Here is an 18687-nt window from a genome sequence, read left to right on the forward strand (position 1 = left end):
CCTCTCCCTCGGTGTTCCCGTGCGGGACTTACGCGCCGCAACGTCCCACGCGGGCTCCTTTGAGGAAGCCGTGACAAGCCGTACTAAATGATTATTCACTCCTGAGTGGGAACTTGTGAGCCATTTGCCCCCTTTGTGAAGAAATCTTCTTTACTCTGCATTACCATCCATTTACCGAGTGTTGAGACTCCCGCCGCTTCACCCTCCCTGCCCAGAGGAGACGGGAACCTATGACCAACCCCCGCACCGCGGACCTCTCCGCATCCATCGCCGTGTTTCTGATCGCACTGCCGCTCTCGCTCGGCATCGCCCTGGCCACCGGCGCCCCGCTACAGGCAGGGCTGGTGGCCGCGGCGGCCGGCGGGATCGTCGCCGGCCGGCTGGGCGGTGCACCGCTCCAGGTGAGCGGCCCCGCCGCCGGACTCACCGTCGTCACCGCCGAGTTGATCCAGCACTACGGCTGGCGCACCACCTGCGCCATCACCGTGCTCGCCGGTGTCTGCCAGCTCGGACTCGCCCTGCTGCGCACCGCCCGGTCCGCGCTGATGGTCAGCCCGGCCATCGTGCACGGCATGCTCGCGGGCATCGGCGTGACGATCGCGCTCGCCCAACTGCACATCGTGCTCGGCGGCACCCCGCAGAGCGCCGCCGTGGCCAACGTCCTCGGCCTGCCCGGCCAATTGGCCGACCTGCACCCGGCCGCGCTCGGTGTCAGCGCGTTCACCCTGCTCGTCCTGCTCTCCTGGCCGCGCCTGCCGGGCCGGACGGGAGAGCTCCTGCGCCGGATTCCCGCGGCCCTCGCCGCCGTGGCGGGTGCCACCGCGCTCGCCTCCCTCGCCGGGCTCAGCCTGCCCCGGGTGGACCTGCCGTCCTGGAGCAGCCACGCCCTGCCCGAACTGCCCCAGGGCCCGGTCCTGGGTCTCATCGCGGCCGTTCTGACGATCACCCTGGTCGGCAGTGTGGAATCCCTGCTGTCCGCCGTGGCCACCGACAAGCTGATCGCGAGCGAGCGGAGTACGGAGAACCGCCCGCCGCGCACCGACCTCGACCGCGAACTGCGCGGCCAGGGCGCCGCGAACATCGTGTCCGGCGCCCTCGGCGGGCTGCCCATCACGGGGGTGGCGGTGCGCAGCGTGGCGAACGTCAAGTCCGGTGCGGTCAGCCGAAGGTCCTCGATGCTGCACGGGCTGTGGATCGTGCTCGCCGCCGCGCTGCTGGTGCCGGTGCTCGACCTGATCCCGCTGGCGGCGCTGGCCGCCCTGGTGATGGCGGTCGGAGTGCAGATGGTCAACATCACGCACATGCGCAGCATCACCCGGCACCGGGAGATCGCCGTCTACCTCACCACCGTGGTGGCGGTGGTCCTGGGCGGAGTGCTGGAAGGCGTGGCGATCGGCATCGCGGCGGCCGTTGCGGTGTCGCTGCACCGGCTGGCGAGGACCCGGATCACCGTGGAGGAGCAGGACGGGGTGCACCGGGTTCGGGCGCGCGGCCAGTTGACCTTCCTGGCGGTGCCCCGGCTGAGCCGGGTGCTGAGCCAGATCCCGCACCACGGGCACACCGTGATCGAGCTGGACGGCTCCTTCATGGACCATGCCGCGTACGAGACCCTGCAGGACTGGCAGGACTCCCATGTGGCGCACGGCGGTTCGCTGGAGGTCACCGGCCGGTCCATGGCCCGGATCGGCGAGCAGCATGCCGCCGGCCCGCGCGGGTCGCACCAGTGCTGCCGCCCCTGGACGCCCTGGCAGAACCACTGCGACCAGCGGCCCGCCGAACCGGCCGAGCCGCCCCGTGCCCGCGGACGGCTGGCCAGCGGAATCAGCGCGTTCCAGCGGGACACCGCCCCGCACGTCCGGAGTGAGCTGGCCCGGCTGGCCCGCGAAGGGCAGCGGCCCTCGCAGCTGTTCCTGACCTGCGCCGACTCCCGGCTGGTCACCAGCATGATCACGTCGAGCGGGCCCGGAGACCTGTTCACCGTCCGCAATGTCGGCAACCTGGTGCCGCTGCCCGGCGCCGAGTCCGGCGACGATTCGGTCGCGGCCGCGATCGAGTACGCGGTGGACGTGCTGAAGGTCGACAGCATCACGGTCTGCGGCCACTCCGGGTGCGGGGCGATGCAGGCGCTGCTCAACGCCTCGCCGGGAATGCCGATGACCCCGCTGCGCCGCTGGCTGCGGCACGGGCTGCCCAGCCTGGAGCGGATGGCCAGCCGGCACCACGCCTGGGCGCGGATCTCCGGCCGGCTCCCGGCCGATGCGGTGGAGCAGCTGTGCCTGACCAACGTGGTGCAGCAGCTGGAGCACCTGCGGGCGCACGAGTCGGTGGCCCGCCGGCTCGCCGAGGGCACCCTGGAGCTGCACGGGATGTACTTCCACGTGGGCGAGGCCCAGGCGTACCTGCTCTCCGAGGGCCAGGACTTCTTCGACTGCCGGGTCTTCGACAGCGTGGTTCCGGACGATCGCAGCCAGTCGCCCGCGCCGGCACCCGCCTGAACCGATACCCTCGCATATCCGTGCCACCGTATGGCCCCTTCCCGCGCCCTGCAGCGGGAGGGGGCCATACGCGTCTGCGGATCGCCGCTTGCCAATAGGTCTAAACCAATTTCCGGTTACCCCTTGTCACCCGGGCATCCGCCTGATGAGCTATGCCGGGGACACAACGGACACCCTGGGAAAGGGAGATGTCGTGAGCAACGAAAGCCTGGCCAACCTGCTCAAGGAGGAGCGGCGGTTCGCACCGCCCGCTGCGCTGGCCGCCGCCGCGAATGTCACGGCGCAGGCCTACGAGCAGGCGGACAGCGACAGGCTGGGCTTCTGGGCCGAGCAGGCGCGGCGGCTGACCTGGGCCACCGAGCCGACCGAGACGCTCGACTGGACCAACCCGCCCTTCGCGAAGTGGTTCGCGGACGGCAAGCTGAACGTCGCGTACAACTGCGTGGACCGCCACGTCGAGGCCGGCCACGGCGACCGGGTCGCCATCCACTTCGAGGGCGAGCCCGGCGACAGCAGCTCCCTCACCTACGCCCAGCTCAAGGACGAGGTCTCGCGGGCCGCGAACGCCCTCACCGAGCTGGGCGTACAGGCCGGCGACCGGGTCGCCGTCTACCTGCCGATGATCCCCGAAGCCGTCGTCGCGATGCTCGCGTGCGCCCGGGTGGGCGCCGCCCACTCGGTGGTCTTCGGCGGCTTCTCCGCCGACGCCGTCGCCTCCCGCATCCAGGACGCCGACGCCAAGCTGGTCATCACCGCCGACGGCGGCTACCGCCGCGGCAAGCCGACCGCCCTCAAGCCGGCGATCGACGAGGCCGTCTCCAAGTGTCCGCAGGTCAAGAACGTGCTCGTGGTGCAGCGCACCGGCCAGGAGACCGCCTTCACCGAGGGCCGCGACATCTGGTGGCACGAGCTCGTAGGACGCCAGTCCACCGAGCACACCCCGCAGGCCTTCGACGCGGAGCACCCGCTCTTCATCCTGTACACGTCCGGTACGACGGGTAAGCCGAAGGGCATCCTGCACACCTCCGGCGGCTACCTCACCCAGGTCGCGTACACCCACCACGCCGTCTTCGACCTCAAGCCGGAGACCGACGTCTACTGGTGCACCGCCGACATCGGCTGGGTGACCGGCCACTCGTACATCGTCTACGGACCGCTCGCCAACGGCGCCACCCAGGTCATGTACGAGGGCACCCCGGACACCCCGCACCAGGGCCGGTTCTGGGAGGTCGTGCAGAAGTACGGCGTCACCATCCTCTACACGGCGCCGACGGCCATCCGGACGTTCATGAAGTGGGGCGACGACATCCCCGCGAAGTTCGACCTGTCCTCGCTGCGCGTGCTGGGCTCGGTCGGCGAGCCGATCAACCCCGAGGCCTGGATCTGGTACCGCAAGCACATCGGCGGCGACCGCTGCCCGATCGTGGACACCTGGTGGCAGACCGAGACCGGCGCCATGATGATCTCCCCGCTGCCGGGCGTCACCGAGACCAAGCCCGGTTCCGCCCAGCGCGCGCTGCCCGGCATCTCCGCCACCGTCGTGGACGACGAGGCGAACGAGGTCCCCGACGGCGGTGGCGGCTACCTGGTCCTCACCGAGCCGTGGCCGTCGATGCTGCGCACCATCTGGGGCGACGACCAGCGGTTCATCGACACCTACTGGTCGCGGTTCGAGGGCAAGTACTTCGCGGGCGACGGCGCCAAGAAGGACGACGACGGCGACATCTGGCTGCTCGGCCGTGTGGACGACGTCATGCTGGTGTCGGGCCACAACATCTCGACCACCGAGGTCGAATCGGCCCTGGTCTCGCACCCCTCCGTCGCCGAGGCCGCCGTGGTCGGCGCGGCCGACGAGACCACCGGCCAGGCCATCGTCGCCTTCGTCATCCTGCGCGGCAGCGCCTCCGAGAACGACTCGCTGGTCGCGGACCTGCGCAACCACGTGGGCGCCACCCTCGGCCCGATCGCCAAGCCCAAGCGGATCCTGCCGGTCGCCGAGCTGCCGAAGACCCGCTCCGGCAAGATCATGCGCCGTCTGCTGCGCGATGTGGCCGAGAACCGCGAGCTGGGCGATGTCACCACGCTGACCGACTCCTCCGTCATGGACCTGATCCAGACGAAGCTGCCGAGCGCGTCCAGCGAGGACTGACCGACCCGGCAGACCCGGCCGGAGCCCCGCGGGGACCCGGCCGACACACCCACGGAGGGCATCCGGCGCCCGGCGCGCCGGATGCCCTCCGTCCTTTTAGAGTGAAGATCACCCGATACGACCGATACCTGCGCCCTGTAAAGTATTCGCAGCGTAAAAACCTCAGGTGCGCCGGGAAGTCTGGTCGGCAACAGCTTCGTCATGCCGTCCGACCGACCCGGAGGTGCCCCACCGTGGCCACGCCCCAGCCCACCGACACCCAGAGCCACAAGCTCCTCGGACGGCTCTCGCTGCCCGAGCGCCGGTTCGTGGCCGACGCCCTGCGCGCCGAGACCGTCGGCGGTGTGCTGCTCCTCGTGGCCGCGGTCACCGCCCTCGTCTGGGCGAACACGCCCCCGCTGACGGACAGCTACAACACCGTCCGGAACTTCCACATCGGCCCGTCCGCCCTCGGCCTGGACCTGTCCCTCCAGCACTGGGCCGCCGACGGCCTGCTCGCCGTCTTCTTCTTCGTGGCCGGCATCGAGCTCAAGCGCGAACTCGTCGCCGGCGACCTGCGCGACGCCAAGGCGGCCGCCCTGCCGGTCATCGCCGCCGTCTGCGGCATGGCCGTCCCCGCCCTGGTCTACACGGTGGTCAACCTGGCCGGCGGCGGCTCGCTGGCCGGCTGGGCGGTCCCCACCGCCACCGACATCGCGTTCGCGCTCGCCGTCCTCGCGGTCATCGGCACCTCGCTGCCCTCCGCCCTGCGCGCCTTCCTGCTGACCCTGGCAGTGGTCGACGACCTCTTCGCCATCCTGATCATCGCGGTGTTCTTCACCGAGGAGATCGACTTCCTGGCGCTCGGCGGCGCCCTCGTGGGCCTGGTCCTGTTCTGGTTCCTGCTCCGCCGGGGCGTGCGCGGCTGGTACGTGTACATCCCGCTCGCCCTCGTCATCTGGGGCCTGATGTACAACAGCGGGGTCCACGCCACCATCGCCGGCGTCGCCATGGGCCTGATGCTCCGCTGCACCCGCAAGGAAGGCGAGAAGCACTCCCCCGGCGTGCGCATCGAGCACCTGGTCCGGCCCGTCTCCGCCGGTCTCGCCGTCCCGCTGTTCGCCCTGTTCTCGGCCGGTGTCTCGCTCTCCGACGAGTCGATCGGACAGGTCTTCAGCCGCCCCGAAACCCTCGGCGTGGTCCTCGGCCTGGTCGTCGGCAAGACCCTCGGCATCTTCGGCGGCACCTGGCTGGCCGCCCGTTTCACCAAGGCGGAGCTCAACGAAGACCTCGCCTGGCCGGACGTGTTCGCCGTCGCCTCCCTCGCCGGCATCGGGTTCACCGTCTCGCTGCTGATCGGCGAACTCGCCTTCGCGGGTGACACCCTGCTCACCGACGAGGTCAAGGCCGCCGTGCTGATCGGCTCGCTGATCGCCGCGATCATGGCCTGTGCCCTGCTCAAGCTCCGCGACCGCAAGTACAAGGCGCTGACCGCCGCCGAGGAGCGCGACGACGACCTCGACGGCATCCCGGACGTCTACGAGGAGGACAAGCCCGAGTACCACCTCCGGATGGCCGCGATCTACGAGGCGAAGGCCGCCGAGCACCGCCGCCTGGCCGAAGCGGCGGCCGGGTCCAGCACCGAGGCTGCCCGTCCGGCATCATCTGACTGACGCGCAGGACAGGACCACAGAGGGAGAGAGCGATGAGCGCAGCGGACCAAGGCACGCCCGGAGCCGAGCGCACACTCGGCCAGCTGGTCGCTTCGGCCACCGCCGAGATGTCCGCCCTGGTGCACGACGAGATCGCCCTCGCGAAGGCCGAAATCCGCCAGGACGTCAAGCGCGCGACCATCGGGGGCACCGCACTCGGCGTCGCCGGTGTGCTGGCGCTGTTCTCGCTGCCCGTGCTGAGCTTCGCGGCCGCCTACGGCATCCACAACCTGGGGCTGGGCCTCGCCTGGTCGTTCCTGATCGTGGGCGTGGCGTTCCTGCTGATCGCGACCCTGCTGGGGCTCCTCGCCGTCGCCAAGTTCAAGAAGGTCAAGCCGCCGGAGAAGACGATCTCCTCGGTCAAGCAGACCGCGGCAGTGGTCGGGACCGTCAAGCCGCACCCGCGGCCGGTCAGTGACAAGGCTGTGGGTGTGGCACGCTCATCGTCATGACAGCGACCGCCCCGGATCCCAGCACCCCGCCCACCGCCGCCACGGCGGTCCGGATCGGCATCCCCGGGGGGCGGGAGGTGACGCACCGGGACGTCGCCGCGAACGGCGCCCGGTTCCATGTCGCCGAGGTCGGTGACGGCCCGCTGGTCCTGCTGTTGCACGGCTTCCCGCAGTTCTGGTGGACCTGGCGGCACCAGCTGACCGCGCTCGCCGACGCCGGTTTCCGGGCCGTGGCCATGGATCTGCGCGGGGTCGGCGGCAGCGACCGCACCCCGCGCGGGTACGACCCGGCCAATCTCGCGCTGGACATCACCGGCGTCGTACGGTCCCTCGGCGAGCCGGACGCCGCCCTCGTCGGCCACGACCTGGGCGGTTACCTCGCCTGGACGGCGGCCGTGATGCGGCCCAAGCTGGTGCGCCGGCTGGTGGTCTCCTCCATGCCGCACCCGCGCCGCTGGCGCTCGGCCATGCTGTCGGACTTCGCTCAGACCCGCGCCGGATCGTACGTGTGGGGCTTCCAGCGGCCCTGGATCCCCGAGCGGCGGCTGCAGGCCGACGGCGGTGCGCTGGCCGGCGAGCTGATCCGGGAGTGGTCCGGCCCGCGGCCGCCCGAGGAGGAGGCGCTCGAGGTCTACCGGCGGGCGATCTGCATCCCGTCCACCGCCCACTGCTCGATCGAGCCCTACCGGTGGATGGTGCGGTCGCTGGCCCGCCCGGACGGCATCCAGTTCAACCGGCGGATGAAGCGTCCGGTGCGGGTGCCGACGCTGCATCTGCATGGCTCGCTGGACCCGGTGATGCGGACCCGGAGCGCGGCCGGTTCCGGCGAATACGTGGAAGCCCCGTACCGCTGGCGGCTGTTCGACGGTCTCGGGCACTTCCCGCACGAGGAGGACCCCACCGCGTTCTCCACCGAGCTCATCAACTGGCTGAAGGACCCGGAGCCCGACCGCTGACGGTCCGTACGTTCGATCGAGAATCGTTCAATTGCCCGGCGCATAGGCCAATTGGCCGCCCCGAATGCGGTTACCGACCTTGGGGCAGGGGGAGACGTCGGAGTATGGGCTGGACGCACGACTACGGTGACTCCGCACGCGAAACCCGCTCGGCAGCAGTGCCGCGCACCCACGAGAGGGCTGGCCGACAAGGCCACGACCTCCGTCTCGGGATCCCTCGCATCCTGCGCCGCCGGGCCCGCTGGGTCTCGGCCCGCCTGCGGCACCAGCGGACGTAGCGCCGCCGGGAGCCACGAGCGGGCCCGACCCGCGAGCGGCTCTCAGAGGGCGCAGCCCTGGCTGTCCACCCGCTGCCGCGCCGTGGTCCCGTACCGGATGTCGTCGCGGATCTCGTCCACCGTCAGGGCGTAGCCGGTGTTCGGGTCGTCGAGGGACTTCGCGAACACCACCCCGTACACCTGGCCTTCGGGCGTCAGCAGCGGGCCGCCGGAGTTGCCCTGGCGGACCGTCGCGTACAGCGAGTAGACGTCCCGGCGCACGGTGCCGCGGTGGTAGATGTCCGGGCCGTTGGCGTTGATCCGGCCGCGCACCCGGGCCGCGCGCACGTCGTACGCGCCGTTCTCCGGGAAGCCGGCCACGATGGCGTCGCTGCCGCCGACCGCGTCCCGTTCGGTGAACTCCAGCGGAGGCGCCTTCAGCTTGGGCACGTCCAGGACCGCGATGTCGCGCTCCCAGTCGTAGAGCACCACCTTGCCGTCGTAGAGCTTGCCCTCCCCGCCGACCTGCACGGTCGGTTCGTTGACCCCGCCGACCACGTGGGCGTTGGTCATCACCCTGCCGGGGGCGAAGACGAAGCCGGTGCCTTCGAGGACTTTGCTGCAACTGGGGGCGGTTCCGACCACCTTGACGATGGATCGCTTGGCGCGCTCGGCCACCGGGCTGCTCGCCAGGGCCGGATCGGGCGCCTGCACCTCGGTGATGGGTTCGTTCGAGAACGGACTGAACACCTGCGGGAAGCCGTTGCGCGCCAGGGTGGAACTGAAATTCGAGAACCAGGTGTCGGCCTGGTCCGGCAGCACCCGCGACACGCCGAGGAGCACCTTGGAGTTGCGGACTTCCTTGCCGAGGGTGGGAAGTGACGTCCCGGCGAGTGCGGATCCGATCAGCCAGGCCACCAGCAGCATCGCCACCACGTTGACCAGCGCGCCGCCGGTGGCGTCGACCACCCGCGCCGGCGACCAGGTGATGTGGCGGCGGAGCCGGTTGCCGAGGTGGGTGGTGAAGGCCTGCCCGACCGAGGCGCAGACGATGATCACGACCACGGCGGCGATGACCACGGCCGTGGACACCTGGGTCCCGTTGTCGGTCACCTGGTCCCAGACCAGCGGGAGCAGGGACACGGCGACGAGACCACCGCCGAGGAAGCCGATCACCGACAGGATGCCGACGACGAACCCCTGGCGGTAGCCCACGATCGCGAACCACACGGCGGCGAGGAGCAGCAGGATGTCCAGCACGTTCACGTGGGCCACCGTCTCATGCGCGCCAGTCGAGCGGGACCTCGCGTGATCGGTCCCACGGCTGCTCCCACCCGGCGAAATGCAGCAACCGGTCGATCACCCCGGCGGTGAATCCCCAGACCAGAGCGGATGCGACGGTGAAGGCCGGGCCGGCGTGGCCACTCGGGTGGACGACCGTGACCCGGTGTGCCGGGTCCGTGAGATCCGCCACGGGGACCGTGAAGACCCGGGCGGTCTCGGCCGGGTCGACGGCGCCGACCGGGCTGGGGCTGTGCCACCAGCCCAGCACCGGGGTCACGACGAACTGGCTGACCGGGATGTAGAGGCTGGGCAGCACCCCGAAGAGCTGGACGCCGGACGGGTCCAGGCCGGTCTCCTCCTCCGCCTCGCGGAGCGCGGCCCGGAGCGGGCCGGTGGTGTGCGGGTCGCCGTCCTCCGGGTCGAGGGCGCCGCCCGGGAAGGACGGCTGCCCGGCGTGCGAGCGGAGGCTGCCGGCCCGTTCCATGAGGAGCAGTTCGGGGCGCCCGTCCCGGCCCTCGCCGAAGAGGATGAGGACGGCGGACTGGCGGCCGCGGCCGTCGGCGGGCGGCAGGAAGCGGCTGAGCTGGTCCGGCCGGACGGTACGGGCCGCCCGCTCGACCGGCTCCAGCCAGGCCGGCAGGCCGTCCGCGCTGACCCGGAGCGGATCGGCGGGGCCTGCGGGGTCGTCCGCGCCGGCCCGGACCGGGTCGCCGGGCTTTCCGCCGCCGGGGAGGCCGTCCCCGCTCGCGCCGTGCCTGCCGCCGTGGGCTCCGCCGTCACCGCGGTCGTACGTCGTCCCGTACGCCGGGTGGCGCGCCGCGCCGGTCGCTCCGGCGGCGGCCGTGAGCCCGCTCTGCTCAGCCCCTGTCATGGGCACCCCGTTCTGGTTCTGCGCGTCCCCCGGTATCCGCACCAACGCGGGCCGGGACCTGTTTCGTTCCTCGGGGCCCGGGCGGAGCCGCCCGGGCCGGGGTCGGCCGGCGGCCGCGCCCCGGCCGCCCGGAGGCGGCGGGCCGGCCACCGGAGGCGGTCAGTCGGCGGCGCCCAGCGGCGGCGCGGGCTTGCCCGGGTAGTCGGCGGGCGGGCTGAGGCGCTGGCCCGGATGGCCGCCCATCTCGTACTTGAGCAGCTTCTTCGCCTTCTCGGGGTCGGTTTCGCCCTCCCCGTAGGCCGGGCAGAGCGGTGCGATCGGGCAGGCTCCGCAGGCCGGCCTGCGGGAGTGGCATATCCGGCGGCCGTGGAAGACGACCCGGTGGGACAGCATCGTCCACTCGCTCCTGGGGAAGATCGCGCAGATCTCCGCCTCGACCCTCTCCGGGTCTTCCTGCTCGGTCCACTTCCACCGCCGCACCAGGCGGCCGAAGTGGGTGTCCACGGTGATCCCCGGGACTCCGAACGCATTGCCGAGGACCACGTTGGCGGTCTTGCGGCCCACTCCCGGCAGCGTGACCAGGTCGTCGAGGCGGCCGGGCACATTGCCGCCGAAGTTGTCCCGCAGGGCCGCGGACAGGCCCATCAGGGCTTTCGCCTTCATCCGGAAGAACCCGGTGGGCCGGATCAGTTCCTCCAGCTCCTCCGGCACGGCCGCGGCCATGTCCTCGGGGGTCGGGTACTTCGCGAACAGCGCCGGGGTGGTCTGGTTCACCCGCAGGTCGGTGGTCTGCGCCGACAGGACGGTCGCGACCAGCAGCTCGAAGGGATTCCGGAAATCGAGTTCCGGGTGGGCGTAGGGATAGAGCTCGGCCAGCTCCCGGTTGATCCGCCGGGCGCGGCGCACCATGGCCAGGCGGGATTCCGGCTTGTTCTTTCCCACAGCTTTCTTGGCCGAAGCTTTGCCCGGATCGCGGGCGGGAGGCCCGCCAACCCCCTGTTCGCCCACAGCTGAATTCCGGGCGGCGGTCACTCCCGCGGACCCCATGGCCTGTGCTCTCACCGGCTTATTGGACACTCCGCCAGCCTAAGGCCGGGCAGTGACACCCGCCCGGACCTCCGGTAACACCGCACAGCACACCCGTACGTCCGGCATCCTTGTGATTGATCGCACTGTTTGTAGCGTCCGGCAAAATAGGGAGCCGGTCCCCTGAGCCGGTCGACATAGGAGAGAGACTCGTGGACGACGTTCTGCGGCGCGCCCCGCTCTTCGCGGCGCTCGATGACGAGCAGGCCGCGGAGCTCCGCGCCTCCATGGGCGAGGTGACCCTCGCACGCGGTGACGCCCTGTTCCACGAGGGCGACCCCGGCGACCGGCTGTATGTGGTCACCGAGGGCAAGGTGAAGCTGCACCGCACCTCCCCCGACGGCCGCGAGAACATGCTCGCGGTGCTCGGCCCCGGCGAGCTGATCGGCGAGCTGTCGCTCTTCGACCCCGGCCCGCGGACGGCCACGGCCACCGCCCTGACCGAGGTCAAGCTGCTCGGCCTCGGCCACGGCGACCTTCAGCCCTGGCTGAACGCCCGCCCCGAGGTGGCCACGGCCCTGCTGCGCGCCGTCGCCCGCCGCCTGCGCAAGACCAACGACCAGATGTCCGACCTGGTCTTCTCCGACGTGCCGGGCCGTGTCGCCCGCGCCCTCCTGGACCTGTCGCGCCGCTTCGGCGTGCAGTCCGAGGAAGGCATCCACGTCGTCCACGACCTGACGCAGGAGGAGCTGGCGCAGCTCGTCGGCGCCTCCCGCGAGACGGTGAACAAGGCCCTGGCCGACTTCGCCGGCCGCGGCTGGCTCCGCCTGGAGGCCCGCGCCGTCATCCTGCTGGACGTCGAACGCCTGGCGAAGCGCTCGCGCTGACCCGGCCCGCGCCGACGTACGCCGCCGCCGTTTCGGCCGCGGCGCCGCCGCAGGCGAGGTCGACGTCGCAGTCGAAGTCGTACAGGAGGGGTCCTGCCGTGCCCGGCGGGGCCCCTCCCTGCGTTCCGGCCCCGCCCCGGTACCGGGACACCCGCCCGGCGTGGCAGGCCGCGACACGCCCGGCCGGTCCGCCACGCGGGCCGGTTTTCCGTACCGCCCGGCGGCGCCGGGCCGACGCCCCGGAACGGGACCGGCAGAGTGATCCGTATGGAGCACCGAGGACTGGACGCACAGGGGTACATCGAGCGCGAGGGTGACCTGGGCCGGGTCCCGGCCGGGTACCGGCCCGTGGTGGCGGCCGCCCGGTCCCGTATCGCCGAGGCCTTCGGGCGGCGGCTGCACAGCGCCTACCTGTACGGGTCCGTGCCCCGCGGCACCGCCCGCCCCGGCGACTCGGACCTCGACCTGCTGCTCGCCCTCCAGCACGAGCCCACCCACGAGGACCGGGACATCGCCGAGGTGCTCGGCCGGGGGCTCGACGAGGACTTCGACGTGATCGACGGCGCCGGCATCCTGCTGTACTCCAAGGACCGCCTGCTGAGCGAGCAGGAACGTTACGACCTGGGCTGGTTCCTGGCCTGCCTGTGCACTCCGCTGCTCGGGTCCGACCTGGCCGAACACCTGCCGCGCTACCGCCCGGACGGCCTGCTGGCCCGCGAGACCAACGGCGACCTGGCCGCCGCGCTCCCGTCCTGGCGGGCCCGGGCAGCGGCGGCGCGCACGCCCGCGGAGTACCGGAAGCTGAGCCGGCTGTTCGCCCGGCGCCTGGTCCGCACCGGCTTCACCCTGGTCATGCCGCGCTGGGGCGGCTGGACCAGCGACCTGCTGGAGTCCGCCGAGGCGTTCGGCCAGTACTACCCGGAGCGGGCCGCGCAGATGCGGGCCGCGGCCGGCGTCGCCCTGTCGCCGAGCGAGGACCCGGAGGTCCTGCGGACGTACATCGAGGACCTCGGCCCGTGGCTGGCGGACGAGTACACGGCCCGGCACGGCACCAAGAGCCCCCGGCAGCCGGCCTGAGCCCTCCCGGGCCGACCGGGCGCCCCGGGGCTGTCCGGCGGTTCAGGGCCGTGATCCGCTGGAGCGGCTGGGCCCTAGCTCTCGGGTCCGCCCGGGATCAGCCCGTGTTCGCGCAGGTACTCCAGTTGCGCCCGGACGGACCATTCGGCGGCCGGCCAGAGAGCGCGGTCCACCTCCGCGTAGACGTGCCCGACCACCTCGGCCGGGGTGGTGAGGCCGTTCTCCACCGCCGTCTCCACCTGGGCCAGCCGGTGCGCCCGGTGGGCCAGGTAGAACTCCACCGCCCCCTGGGCGTCGTCCAGCACCGGCCCGTGGCCCGGCAGCACGGTGTGCACCCCGTCGTCGACGGTGAGGGAGCGCAGGCGGCGCAGCGAGTCCAGGTAGTCGCCGAGCCGGCCGTCGGGGTGGGCGACCACCGTGGTGCCGCGGCCGAGGATGGTGTCCCCGGTCAGCACGGCCCGGTCGGCGGGGATGTGGAAGCAGAGCGAGTCGGCGGTGTGGCCCGGGGTGGGGACCACCCGCAGTTCCAGGCCGCCGACCCGGACGGCCTGCCCGGCGGCCAGGCCCTCGTCCCCCAGGCGCAGGGCGGGGTCGAGGGCGCGCACCTTGGTGCCGGTGAGCTCGGCGAACCGGACGGCGCCGCCCGCGTGGTCGGGGTGGCCGTGGGTGAGCAGGGTCAGCGCGATCCGCTTGCCCGCCTTCTCGGCCGTGGCGATCACCTCGCGCAGGTGTACGTCGTCCAGCGGGCCGGGGTCGATGACGACCGCGAGCTCGGAGTCGGGCTCGGACACCAGCCAGGTGTTGGTGCCGTCCAGGGTCATGGCGGACGGGTTGGGGGCCAGGACGTTGACCGCGCGGGCGGTGGCCGGCCCGGAGACGACGGCTCCGCGCGGCCGGCCGGGAAGGGCCGCGTTGCCCGTGTCGCTGCTCGTACCGCTGCTCATGCCGCGCCTCCGGTCGGCCGGACCCGTTTGGTGAACTCCTCGTGGCCGGGCCAGCTGAGCACCAGCTCGCCGTCCTCCAGCGTCGCCTGCGCGAGCACCGGAGCGAGGTCCTGCGCGGCGGCCGCGGCCACCGCCTCGGCGGCGGTCCGGTACGGCTCGAGGGAGCGCAGGGTCGAGATGGTCGGCGGCATCATCAGCAGCTCGCCCTTGTCGTAGCCGGCGGCCGCGTCCGCGGGGCGGATCCACACGGTCCGGTCCGCCTCGGTGGAGGCGTTGCGGGTGCGCTGTCCTTCCGGGAGGGCGGCGACGAAGAACCAGGTGTCGTAGCGGCGGGGCTCGAACTCGGGGGTGATCCAGCGGGCCCACGCGGCGAGCAGGTCGGAGCGCAGGACCAGGCCGCGGCGGTCGAGGAACTCGGCGAAGGAGAGCTCGCGGGCGACCAGCGCCTGCCGGTCGGCCTCCCAGTCGTCGCCGGTGAGGTCGCCGACGAGGGTGCCGTCGGCGGGGCCGGCGAGGAGCACGCCGGCTTCCTCGAAGGTCTCCCGGACGGCGCCGCAGACGATGGCCTGGGCGGTGGCGGGGTCGGTCCCGAGCCGGACGGCCCAGTCCTCCAGGGAGGGTCCGGCCCAGCCGGTGCGGTGGTCCTCGTCGCGCGGGTCGACGCCGCCGCCGGGGTAGGCGTACGCGCCTCCGGCGAAGGCCATGGAGGCGCGCCGGCGCAGCATGTGGACGGCGGGGCCGTCGGGGGTGTCGCGGAGCAGCATCACGGTGGCGGCCCGTTTGGGGGCCACCGGGGTCAGCGAGCCGTCCGCGAGGGCGCGGATCCGGTCGGGCCACTCGGGCGGGTACCACTGGCCTCCGGCGGGTGCGCCGCCCGGTCCCGGGTTCTGCGGCTGTGCATGCGCCTGCTCGCGGTTCGACATGGCCGGATGCTACGACCATCCGGCCCGATGTTCGAGGGGGGCCGGGCTCTGCCCGGCCCCGGAGCACCCGTCGTCCGGGTTCGGCAGGTCAGTCGGAGATCTCGACCAGGAACTCGACCTCGACCGGAGCGTCCAGCGGCAGCACCGCGACGCCGACCGCGCTGCGGGCGTGCACGCCCTTCGGGCCGAGGACCTCGCCGAGCAGCTCGCTGGCGCCGTTGAGGACACCCGGCTGCGCGGTGAAGTCGGGGGCCGAGGCGATGAAGCCGACGACCTTCACGACCCGCACGATCTTGTCGAGGTCGCCGATCACGGACTTGACGGCGGCCAGCGCGTTCAGCGCGCAGGTCGCGGCCAGCTCCTTGGCCTGCTCCGCGGAGACCTCCGCGCCGACCTTGCCGGTGAGCGGCAGCGAGCCCTTCACCATCGGGAGCTGGCCCGCGGTGTAGACGTACTGGCCCGAGCGGACGGCCGGCTGGTACGCGGCCAGCGGCGGCACGACCTCGGGCAGGGTCAGCCCGAGCTGGGCGAGCTTCGCCTCGACGGCGCTCATGCCTTCTCCCGCTTGAGGTAGGCCACGAGCTGCTCGGGGTTGTTCGGCCCGGGCACGACCTGGACGAGCTCCCAGCCGTCCTCGCCCCAGGTGTCCAGAATCTGCTTGGTGGCGTGCACCAGCAGCGGAACCGTCGCGTATTCGAACTTCTTGGTCATGGGCCCGAGCGTAGTGCCTGTGCGGGAGTGGTTAGGCTCGTCGGTTGTGAGCAGGCTCCAGGTGGTCAGCGGCAAGGGCGGAACCGGGAAGACCACGGTCGCCGCGGCACTCGCGCTGGCCCTCGCGCGCGAGGGCAGGCGGACGCTTCTGGTGGAGGTGGAGGGCAGGCAGGGCATCGCGCAGCTCTTCGGTGCGGAGGCGCTCCCGTACGAGGAGCGGAAGATCGCCGTGGTGCCGGGCGGCGGGGAGGTGCACGCACTGGCCATCGACGCGGAGCGGGCGCTGCTGGATTACCTGCAGATGTTCTACAAGCTCGGCTCGGCCGGGCGGGCCCTGAAGAAGCTGGGTGCGATCGACTTCGCCACCACCATCGCGCCGGGGCTGCGGGACGTGCTGCTGACCGGCAAGGCCTGCGAGGCGGTGCGGCGGAAGGACAAGGCGGGCCGGTTCGTCTACGACCATGTGGTGATGGACGCGCCGCCGACCGGGCGGATCACCCGGTTCCTCAATGTCAACGACGAGGTGGCGGGGCTGGCCCGGTTCGGGCCGATCCACCATCAGGCGCAGGCGGTGATGGGGGTGCTCAAGTCCCCGGCGACGGCGGTGCACCTGGTGACCCTGCTGGAGGAGATGCCGGTGCAGGAGACTGCCGACGGCATCGAGGAACTCCGGGCGGCCGGGCTGCCGGTGGGCCGGGTGGTCGTCAACATGGTCCGGCCGCACCATCTGGACGAGGAGGCGCTGCGGGCCGCGGCCGGGGAGCGGCGGACCGAGGTGGCCGAGGCGCTGTCCCGGGCGGGTCTGGGCGGTGCGCGGCGCGGCGGGCCGGCGGACCGGCTCGTGGGGCCGCTGCTGGAGCAGGCCGCGGAGCATGCCGAGCGGGTGGCGCTGGAGCGCGAGCAGCGCGGGGTGCTGGCGGGGCTCGACATCCCGACGTACGAACTGCCGCTGCTGGGCACGGGCATGGACCTGGCCGGGCTGTACGAGCTGGCGACTGAGCTGCGCAAGCAGGCGGGGGAAGAATGACCGGGGCCGCGAGGGGCACGATGGGCATGGAAACGCCGCCGGCGCTGGCGGTGGACGCGCTGCTGGACGATCCGGAGACGCGGATCGTGGTGTGCTGCGGGGCGGGCGGGGTCGGCAAGACGACCACGGCGGCGGCGCTGGGCGTGCGGGCGGCCGAGCGGGGCCGGCGGGTGGTGGTGCTGACCATCGACCCGGCGCGCCGGCTGGCCCAGTCGATGGGGATCGACTCGCTGGACAACACTCCGCGGCGGGTGCCGGGCGTCGACGACGGCGGCGGCGGCGGCGAACTGCACGCCATGATGCTCGACATGAAGCGGACCTTCGACGAGATCGTCGAGGCGCACGCGGACGGCGAGCGGGCCCGGGCGATCCTGGAGAACCCCTTCTATCAGTCCCTGTCGGCCGGTTTCGCGGGCACGCAGGAGTACATGGCGATGGAGAAGCTGGGGCAGCTGCGGGCCCGGGACGACTGGGACCTGATCGTGGTGGACACCCCGCCGAGCCGGTCCGCGCTGGACTTCCTGGACGCGCCGAAGCGGCTGGGGTCGTTCCTGGACGGGAAGTTCATCCGGGTGCTGATGGCGCCGGCGAAGGTGGGCGGCCGGGCCGGGATGAAGTTCCTCAACGTCGGCATGTCGCTGATGACCGGGACGCTGAGCAAGCTGATGGGCGCCTCGCTGCTGAAGGACGTACAGACCTTCGTGGCGGCGATGGACACGATGTTCGGCGGCTTCCGGACCCGGGCGGATGCGACGTACCGGCTGCTGCAGGCTCCCGGCACGGCCTTCCTGGTGGTCGCGGCGCCCGAGCCGGACGCGCTGCGGGAGGCGGCGTACTTCGTGGAGCGGCTGGCCGAGGAGCGGATGCCGCTGGCCGGGCTGGTGCTGAACCGGGTGCACGGCAGTGGCGCCGATCAGCTGTCCGCCGAGCGGGCCCTGGCGGCCGCAGAGAATCTTGAGGACGGCGGCATTGTCGATCAGGAGTCCGGGAAAGCTGGACTTCGTGGCTCCGACGCCGACACTCCCCCTGACGCGGACGAGCTCACGGTGGACGAGCTCACGGTGGACGAGCTCACGGTGGACGACATCACCGTGGGGCTGTTGCGCCTGCATGCGGAGCGGATGCAGGTGATCGCGCGCGAGCAGCGCACGCGGGACCGCTTCACCTCGCTGCACCCTGAGGTGGCGGTGGCCGAAGTGGCCGCCCTGCCCGGCGATGTGCACGACCTCGCCGGGCTGCGGGCCATCGGTGAACGACTCTCGGCCGCCGGATCAGGGCAGGCCGGGGGTCGGTAGGCGCCGTCGACGGGCGTACGCGCGGCTACCCGGCCGCGGCGTACGTCTCGTACGGAACGTCTACCTCCGCATCGACATCCACGGTCAGGATGCCGGTGCTGCGCTCGTACTCCGTACGTGCGGTTTCGAGCAGCCGTCGCCAGGAGGTGACGGTGGGACGCCTGCGCAGCAGTGCGCGCCGTTCCCGCTCGGTCATTCCGCCCCACACGCCGAACTCGACGCGGTTGTCGAGCGCGTCGGCCAGGCATTCGGTCCGCACCGGGCATCCGGTGCACACCGCCTTGGCCCTGTTCTGTGCCGCTCCTTGAACGAACAGTTCATCCGGATCGGTAGTGCGGCAGGCTGCCTGCGCACTCCAGTCGGTTACCCAGCCCATGCCGGCGCCGTCCTCTCCCGAATCGAGGCTCCCCCACGGCGGCAGCGGCATATTCACCGCTGCCAGTTGAGGACGTTACGGAAGGCGGGCACAGTGCAACACCCCCGACGGGCCCAATCTTGAATGGTCCGAACGGACTATGGGTAAGCGGCAGATCACCCGACGGAGTGATCGCGCGACATGCCCGACCATTCCGGCAATTCGGGTGGAATCGGCGGAGGGCCAACAGAGGGAGGCGCGAGATTCGGACATGAGTCCACCCCATT

The 18687-nt window shown here is 72.0% G+C and carries 17 protein-coding genes; 9 read left to right on the plus strand and 8 right to left on the minus strand.

What is annotated here, in order from left to right; all coding sequences use genetic code 11:
• Positions 1 to 230: 230 nt before the first annotated feature.
• The 5 genes from AB0447_RS02105 (at position 231) to AB0447_RS02125 (ending at position 7743) form a co-directional block, all read left to right on the plus strand.
• The gene (locus tag AB0447_RS02105; protein ID WP_366474485.1) at positions 231 to 2495 is read left to right on the plus strand and encodes a SulP family inorganic anion transporter; all 2265 of its coding nucleotides are present in this window, start codon (positions 231 to 233) and stop codon (positions 2493 to 2495) included.
• A 145-nt stretch (positions 2496 to 2640) separates the two neighbouring features.
• Positions 2641 to 4644, plus strand: a complete 2004-nt coding sequence (gene acs / locus AB0447_RS02110; RefSeq protein ID WP_366474486.1) for an acetate--CoA ligase — start codon at positions 2641 to 2643, stop codon at positions 4642 to 4644.
• Between the two features lie 233 nt (positions 4645 to 4877).
• Positions 4878 to 6296 carry a Na+/H+ antiporter NhaA gene (gene nhaA / locus AB0447_RS02115; protein WP_366474487.1) on the plus strand — a complete coding sequence of 473 codons (1419 nt, stop codon included), beginning with the start codon at positions 4878 to 4880 and terminating at the stop codon, positions 6294 to 6296.
• Positions 6297 to 6328: 32 nt separating this feature from the next.
• Complete coding sequence (locus AB0447_RS02120; RefSeq protein WP_366474488.1) at positions 6329 to 6787, plus strand: phage holin family protein; 459 nt, start codon at positions 6329 to 6331, stop codon at positions 6785 to 6787.
• Positions 6784 to 7743 (plus strand): alpha/beta hydrolase, encoded by a 960-nt coding sequence (locus tag AB0447_RS02125; RefSeq protein WP_366474489.1) that lies wholly within the window; start codon positions 6784 to 6786, stop codon positions 7741 to 7743. Before AB0447_RS02120 ends, AB0447_RS02125 begins: the two co-directional genes overlap by 4 nt.
• A 320-nt stretch (positions 7744 to 8063) precedes the next feature.
• Here AB0447_RS02125 and AB0447_RS02130 read toward each other — a convergent pair whose 3' ends face one another.
• The 3 genes from AB0447_RS02130 to nth form a co-directional block, all read right to left on the minus strand.
• A complete protein-coding gene (locus AB0447_RS02130) occupies positions 8064 to 9266 on the minus strand; it encodes a MarP family serine protease (protein WP_366474490.1) in 1203 nt (400 codons plus the stop codon).
• A gap of 13 nt (positions 9267 to 9279) precedes the next feature.
• A complete protein-coding gene (locus AB0447_RS02135; protein WP_366474491.1) occupies positions 9280 to 10155 on the minus strand; it encodes a CoA pyrophosphatase in 876 nt (291 codons plus the stop codon).
• 159 nt (positions 10156 to 10314) lie between these two features.
• Positions 10315 to 11232: an endonuclease III gene (nth, locus tag AB0447_RS02140; protein WP_366474492.1), complete on the minus strand. Its 918-nt coding sequence runs from the start codon at positions 11230 to 11232 to the stop codon at positions 10315 to 10317.
• Between the two features lie 161 nt (positions 11233 to 11393).
• Here nth and AB0447_RS02145 point away from each other — a divergent pair, with 161 nt between their 5' ends.
• Positions 11394 to 12068: a Crp/Fnr family transcriptional regulator gene (locus AB0447_RS02145; protein WP_003981529.1), complete on the plus strand. Its 675-nt coding sequence runs from the start codon at positions 11394 to 11396 to the stop codon at positions 12066 to 12068.
• A 267-nt stretch (positions 12069 to 12335) separates the two neighbouring features.
• The gene (locus tag AB0447_RS02150) at positions 12336 to 13145 is read left to right on the plus strand and encodes a nucleotidyltransferase domain-containing protein (protein WP_366474493.1); all 810 of its coding nucleotides are present in this window, start codon (positions 12336 to 12338) and stop codon (positions 13143 to 13145) included.
• Between the two features lie 74 nt (positions 13146 to 13219).
• On the opposite strand, the gene AB0447_RS02155 is transcribed toward AB0447_RS02150, so the two are convergent.
• From AB0447_RS02155 to AB0447_RS02170, 4 genes are all read right to left on the minus strand, one after another.
• Positions 13220 to 14089 carry an MBL fold metallo-hydrolase gene (locus tag AB0447_RS02155; RefSeq protein ID WP_366474494.1) on the minus strand — a complete coding sequence of 290 codons (870 nt, stop codon included), beginning with the start codon at positions 14087 to 14089 and terminating at the stop codon, positions 13220 to 13222.
• Positions 14086 to 15012: an NUDIX hydrolase gene (locus AB0447_RS02160; protein ID WP_366474495.1), complete on the minus strand. Its 927-nt coding sequence runs from the start codon at positions 15010 to 15012 to the stop codon at positions 14086 to 14088. Before AB0447_RS02160 ends, AB0447_RS02155 begins: the two co-directional genes overlap by 4 nt.
• A gap of 88 nt (positions 15013 to 15100) precedes the next feature.
• Entirely contained in the window at positions 15101 to 15565 is a 465-nt protein-coding gene (locus AB0447_RS02165; RefSeq protein ID WP_366474496.1) for a RidA family protein, read from the minus strand.
• Complete coding sequence (locus tag AB0447_RS02170; protein ID WP_007264966.1) at positions 15562 to 15723, minus strand: DUF4177 domain-containing protein; 162 nt, start codon at positions 15721 to 15723, stop codon at positions 15562 to 15564. Before AB0447_RS02170 ends, AB0447_RS02165 begins: the two co-directional genes overlap by 4 nt.
• A 46-nt stretch (positions 15724 to 15769) precedes the next feature.
• On the opposite strand from AB0447_RS02170, the gene AB0447_RS02175 reads away from it, so the two are divergent.
• Positions 15770 to 16750 carry an ArsA-related P-loop ATPase gene (locus AB0447_RS02175; protein ID WP_366474497.1) on the plus strand — a complete coding sequence of 327 codons (981 nt, stop codon included), beginning with the start codon at positions 15770 to 15772 and terminating at the stop codon, positions 16748 to 16750.
• Positions 16751 to 16770: 20 nt separating this feature from the next.
• On the plus strand, positions 16771 to 18045 hold the full coding sequence (locus AB0447_RS02180; RefSeq protein ID WP_366474498.1) for an ArsA family ATPase: 1275 nt from the start codon (positions 16771 to 16773) through the stop codon (positions 18043 to 18045).
• 25 nt (positions 18046 to 18070) lie between these two features.
• On the opposite strand, the gene AB0447_RS02185 is transcribed toward AB0447_RS02180, so the two are convergent.
• Positions 18071 to 18421 carry a WhiB family transcriptional regulator gene (locus tag AB0447_RS02185; RefSeq protein WP_214934658.1) on the minus strand — a complete coding sequence of 117 codons (351 nt, stop codon included), beginning with the start codon at positions 18419 to 18421 and terminating at the stop codon, positions 18071 to 18073.
• Positions 18422 to 18687 lie beyond the last annotated feature (266 nt).

It is taken from the genome of Streptomyces sp. NPDC051211 (assembly GCF_040689505.1).
Taxonomy (GTDB): Bacteria; Actinomycetota; Actinomycetes; order Streptomycetales; family Streptomycetaceae; genus Streptomyces.

What these genes read in the sequence shown, in the direction of transcription:
- AB0447_RS02105 (WP_366474485.1), top strand. Translation starts at nt 231, where the DNA reads ATGACCAACCCCCGCACCGCGGACCTCTCCGCATCCATCGCCGTGTTT.
- acs (WP_366474486.1), top strand. Translation starts at nt 2,641, where the DNA reads ATGAGCTATGCCGGGGACACAACGGACACCCTGGGAAAGGGAGATGTC.
- AB0447_RS02120 (WP_366474488.1), top strand. Translation starts at nt 6,329, where the DNA reads ATGAGCGCAGCGGACCAAGGCACGCCCGGAGCCGAGCGCACACTCGGC.
- AB0447_RS02125 (WP_366474489.1), top strand. Translation starts at nt 6,784, where the DNA reads ATGACAGCGACCGCCCCGGATCCCAGCACCCCGCCCACCGCCGCCACG.
- AB0447_RS02135 (WP_366474491.1), bottom strand. Translation starts at nt 10,155, where the DNA reads ATGACAGGGGCTGAGCAGAGCGGGCTCACGGCCGCCGCCGGAGCGACC.
- AB0447_RS02150 (WP_366474493.1), top strand. Translation starts at nt 12,336, where the DNA reads ATGGAGCACCGAGGACTGGACGCACAGGGGTACATCGAGCGCGAGGGT.
- AB0447_RS02155 (WP_366474494.1), bottom strand. Translation starts at nt 14,089, where the DNA reads ATGAGCAGCGGTACGAGCAGCGACACGGGCAACGCGGCCCTTCCCGGC.
- AB0447_RS02160 (WP_366474495.1), bottom strand. Translation starts at nt 15,012, where the DNA reads ATGTCGAACCGCGAGCAGGCGCATGCACAGCCGCAGAACCCGGGACCG.
- AB0447_RS02165 (WP_366474496.1), bottom strand. Translation starts at nt 15,565, where the DNA reads ATGAGCGCCGTCGAGGCGAAGCTCGCCCAGCTCGGGCTGACCCTGCCC.
- AB0447_RS02170 (WP_007264966.1), bottom strand. Translation starts at nt 15,723, where the DNA reads ATGACCAAGAAGTTCGAATACGCGACGGTTCCGCTGCTGGTGCACGCC.
- AB0447_RS02180 (WP_366474498.1), top strand. Translation starts at nt 16,771, where the DNA reads ATGGGCATGGAAACGCCGCCGGCGCTGGCGGTGGACGCGCTGCTGGAC.
- AB0447_RS02185 (WP_214934658.1), bottom strand. Translation starts at nt 18,421, where the DNA reads ATGGGCTGGGTAACCGACTGGAGTGCGCAGGCAGCCTGCCGCACTACC.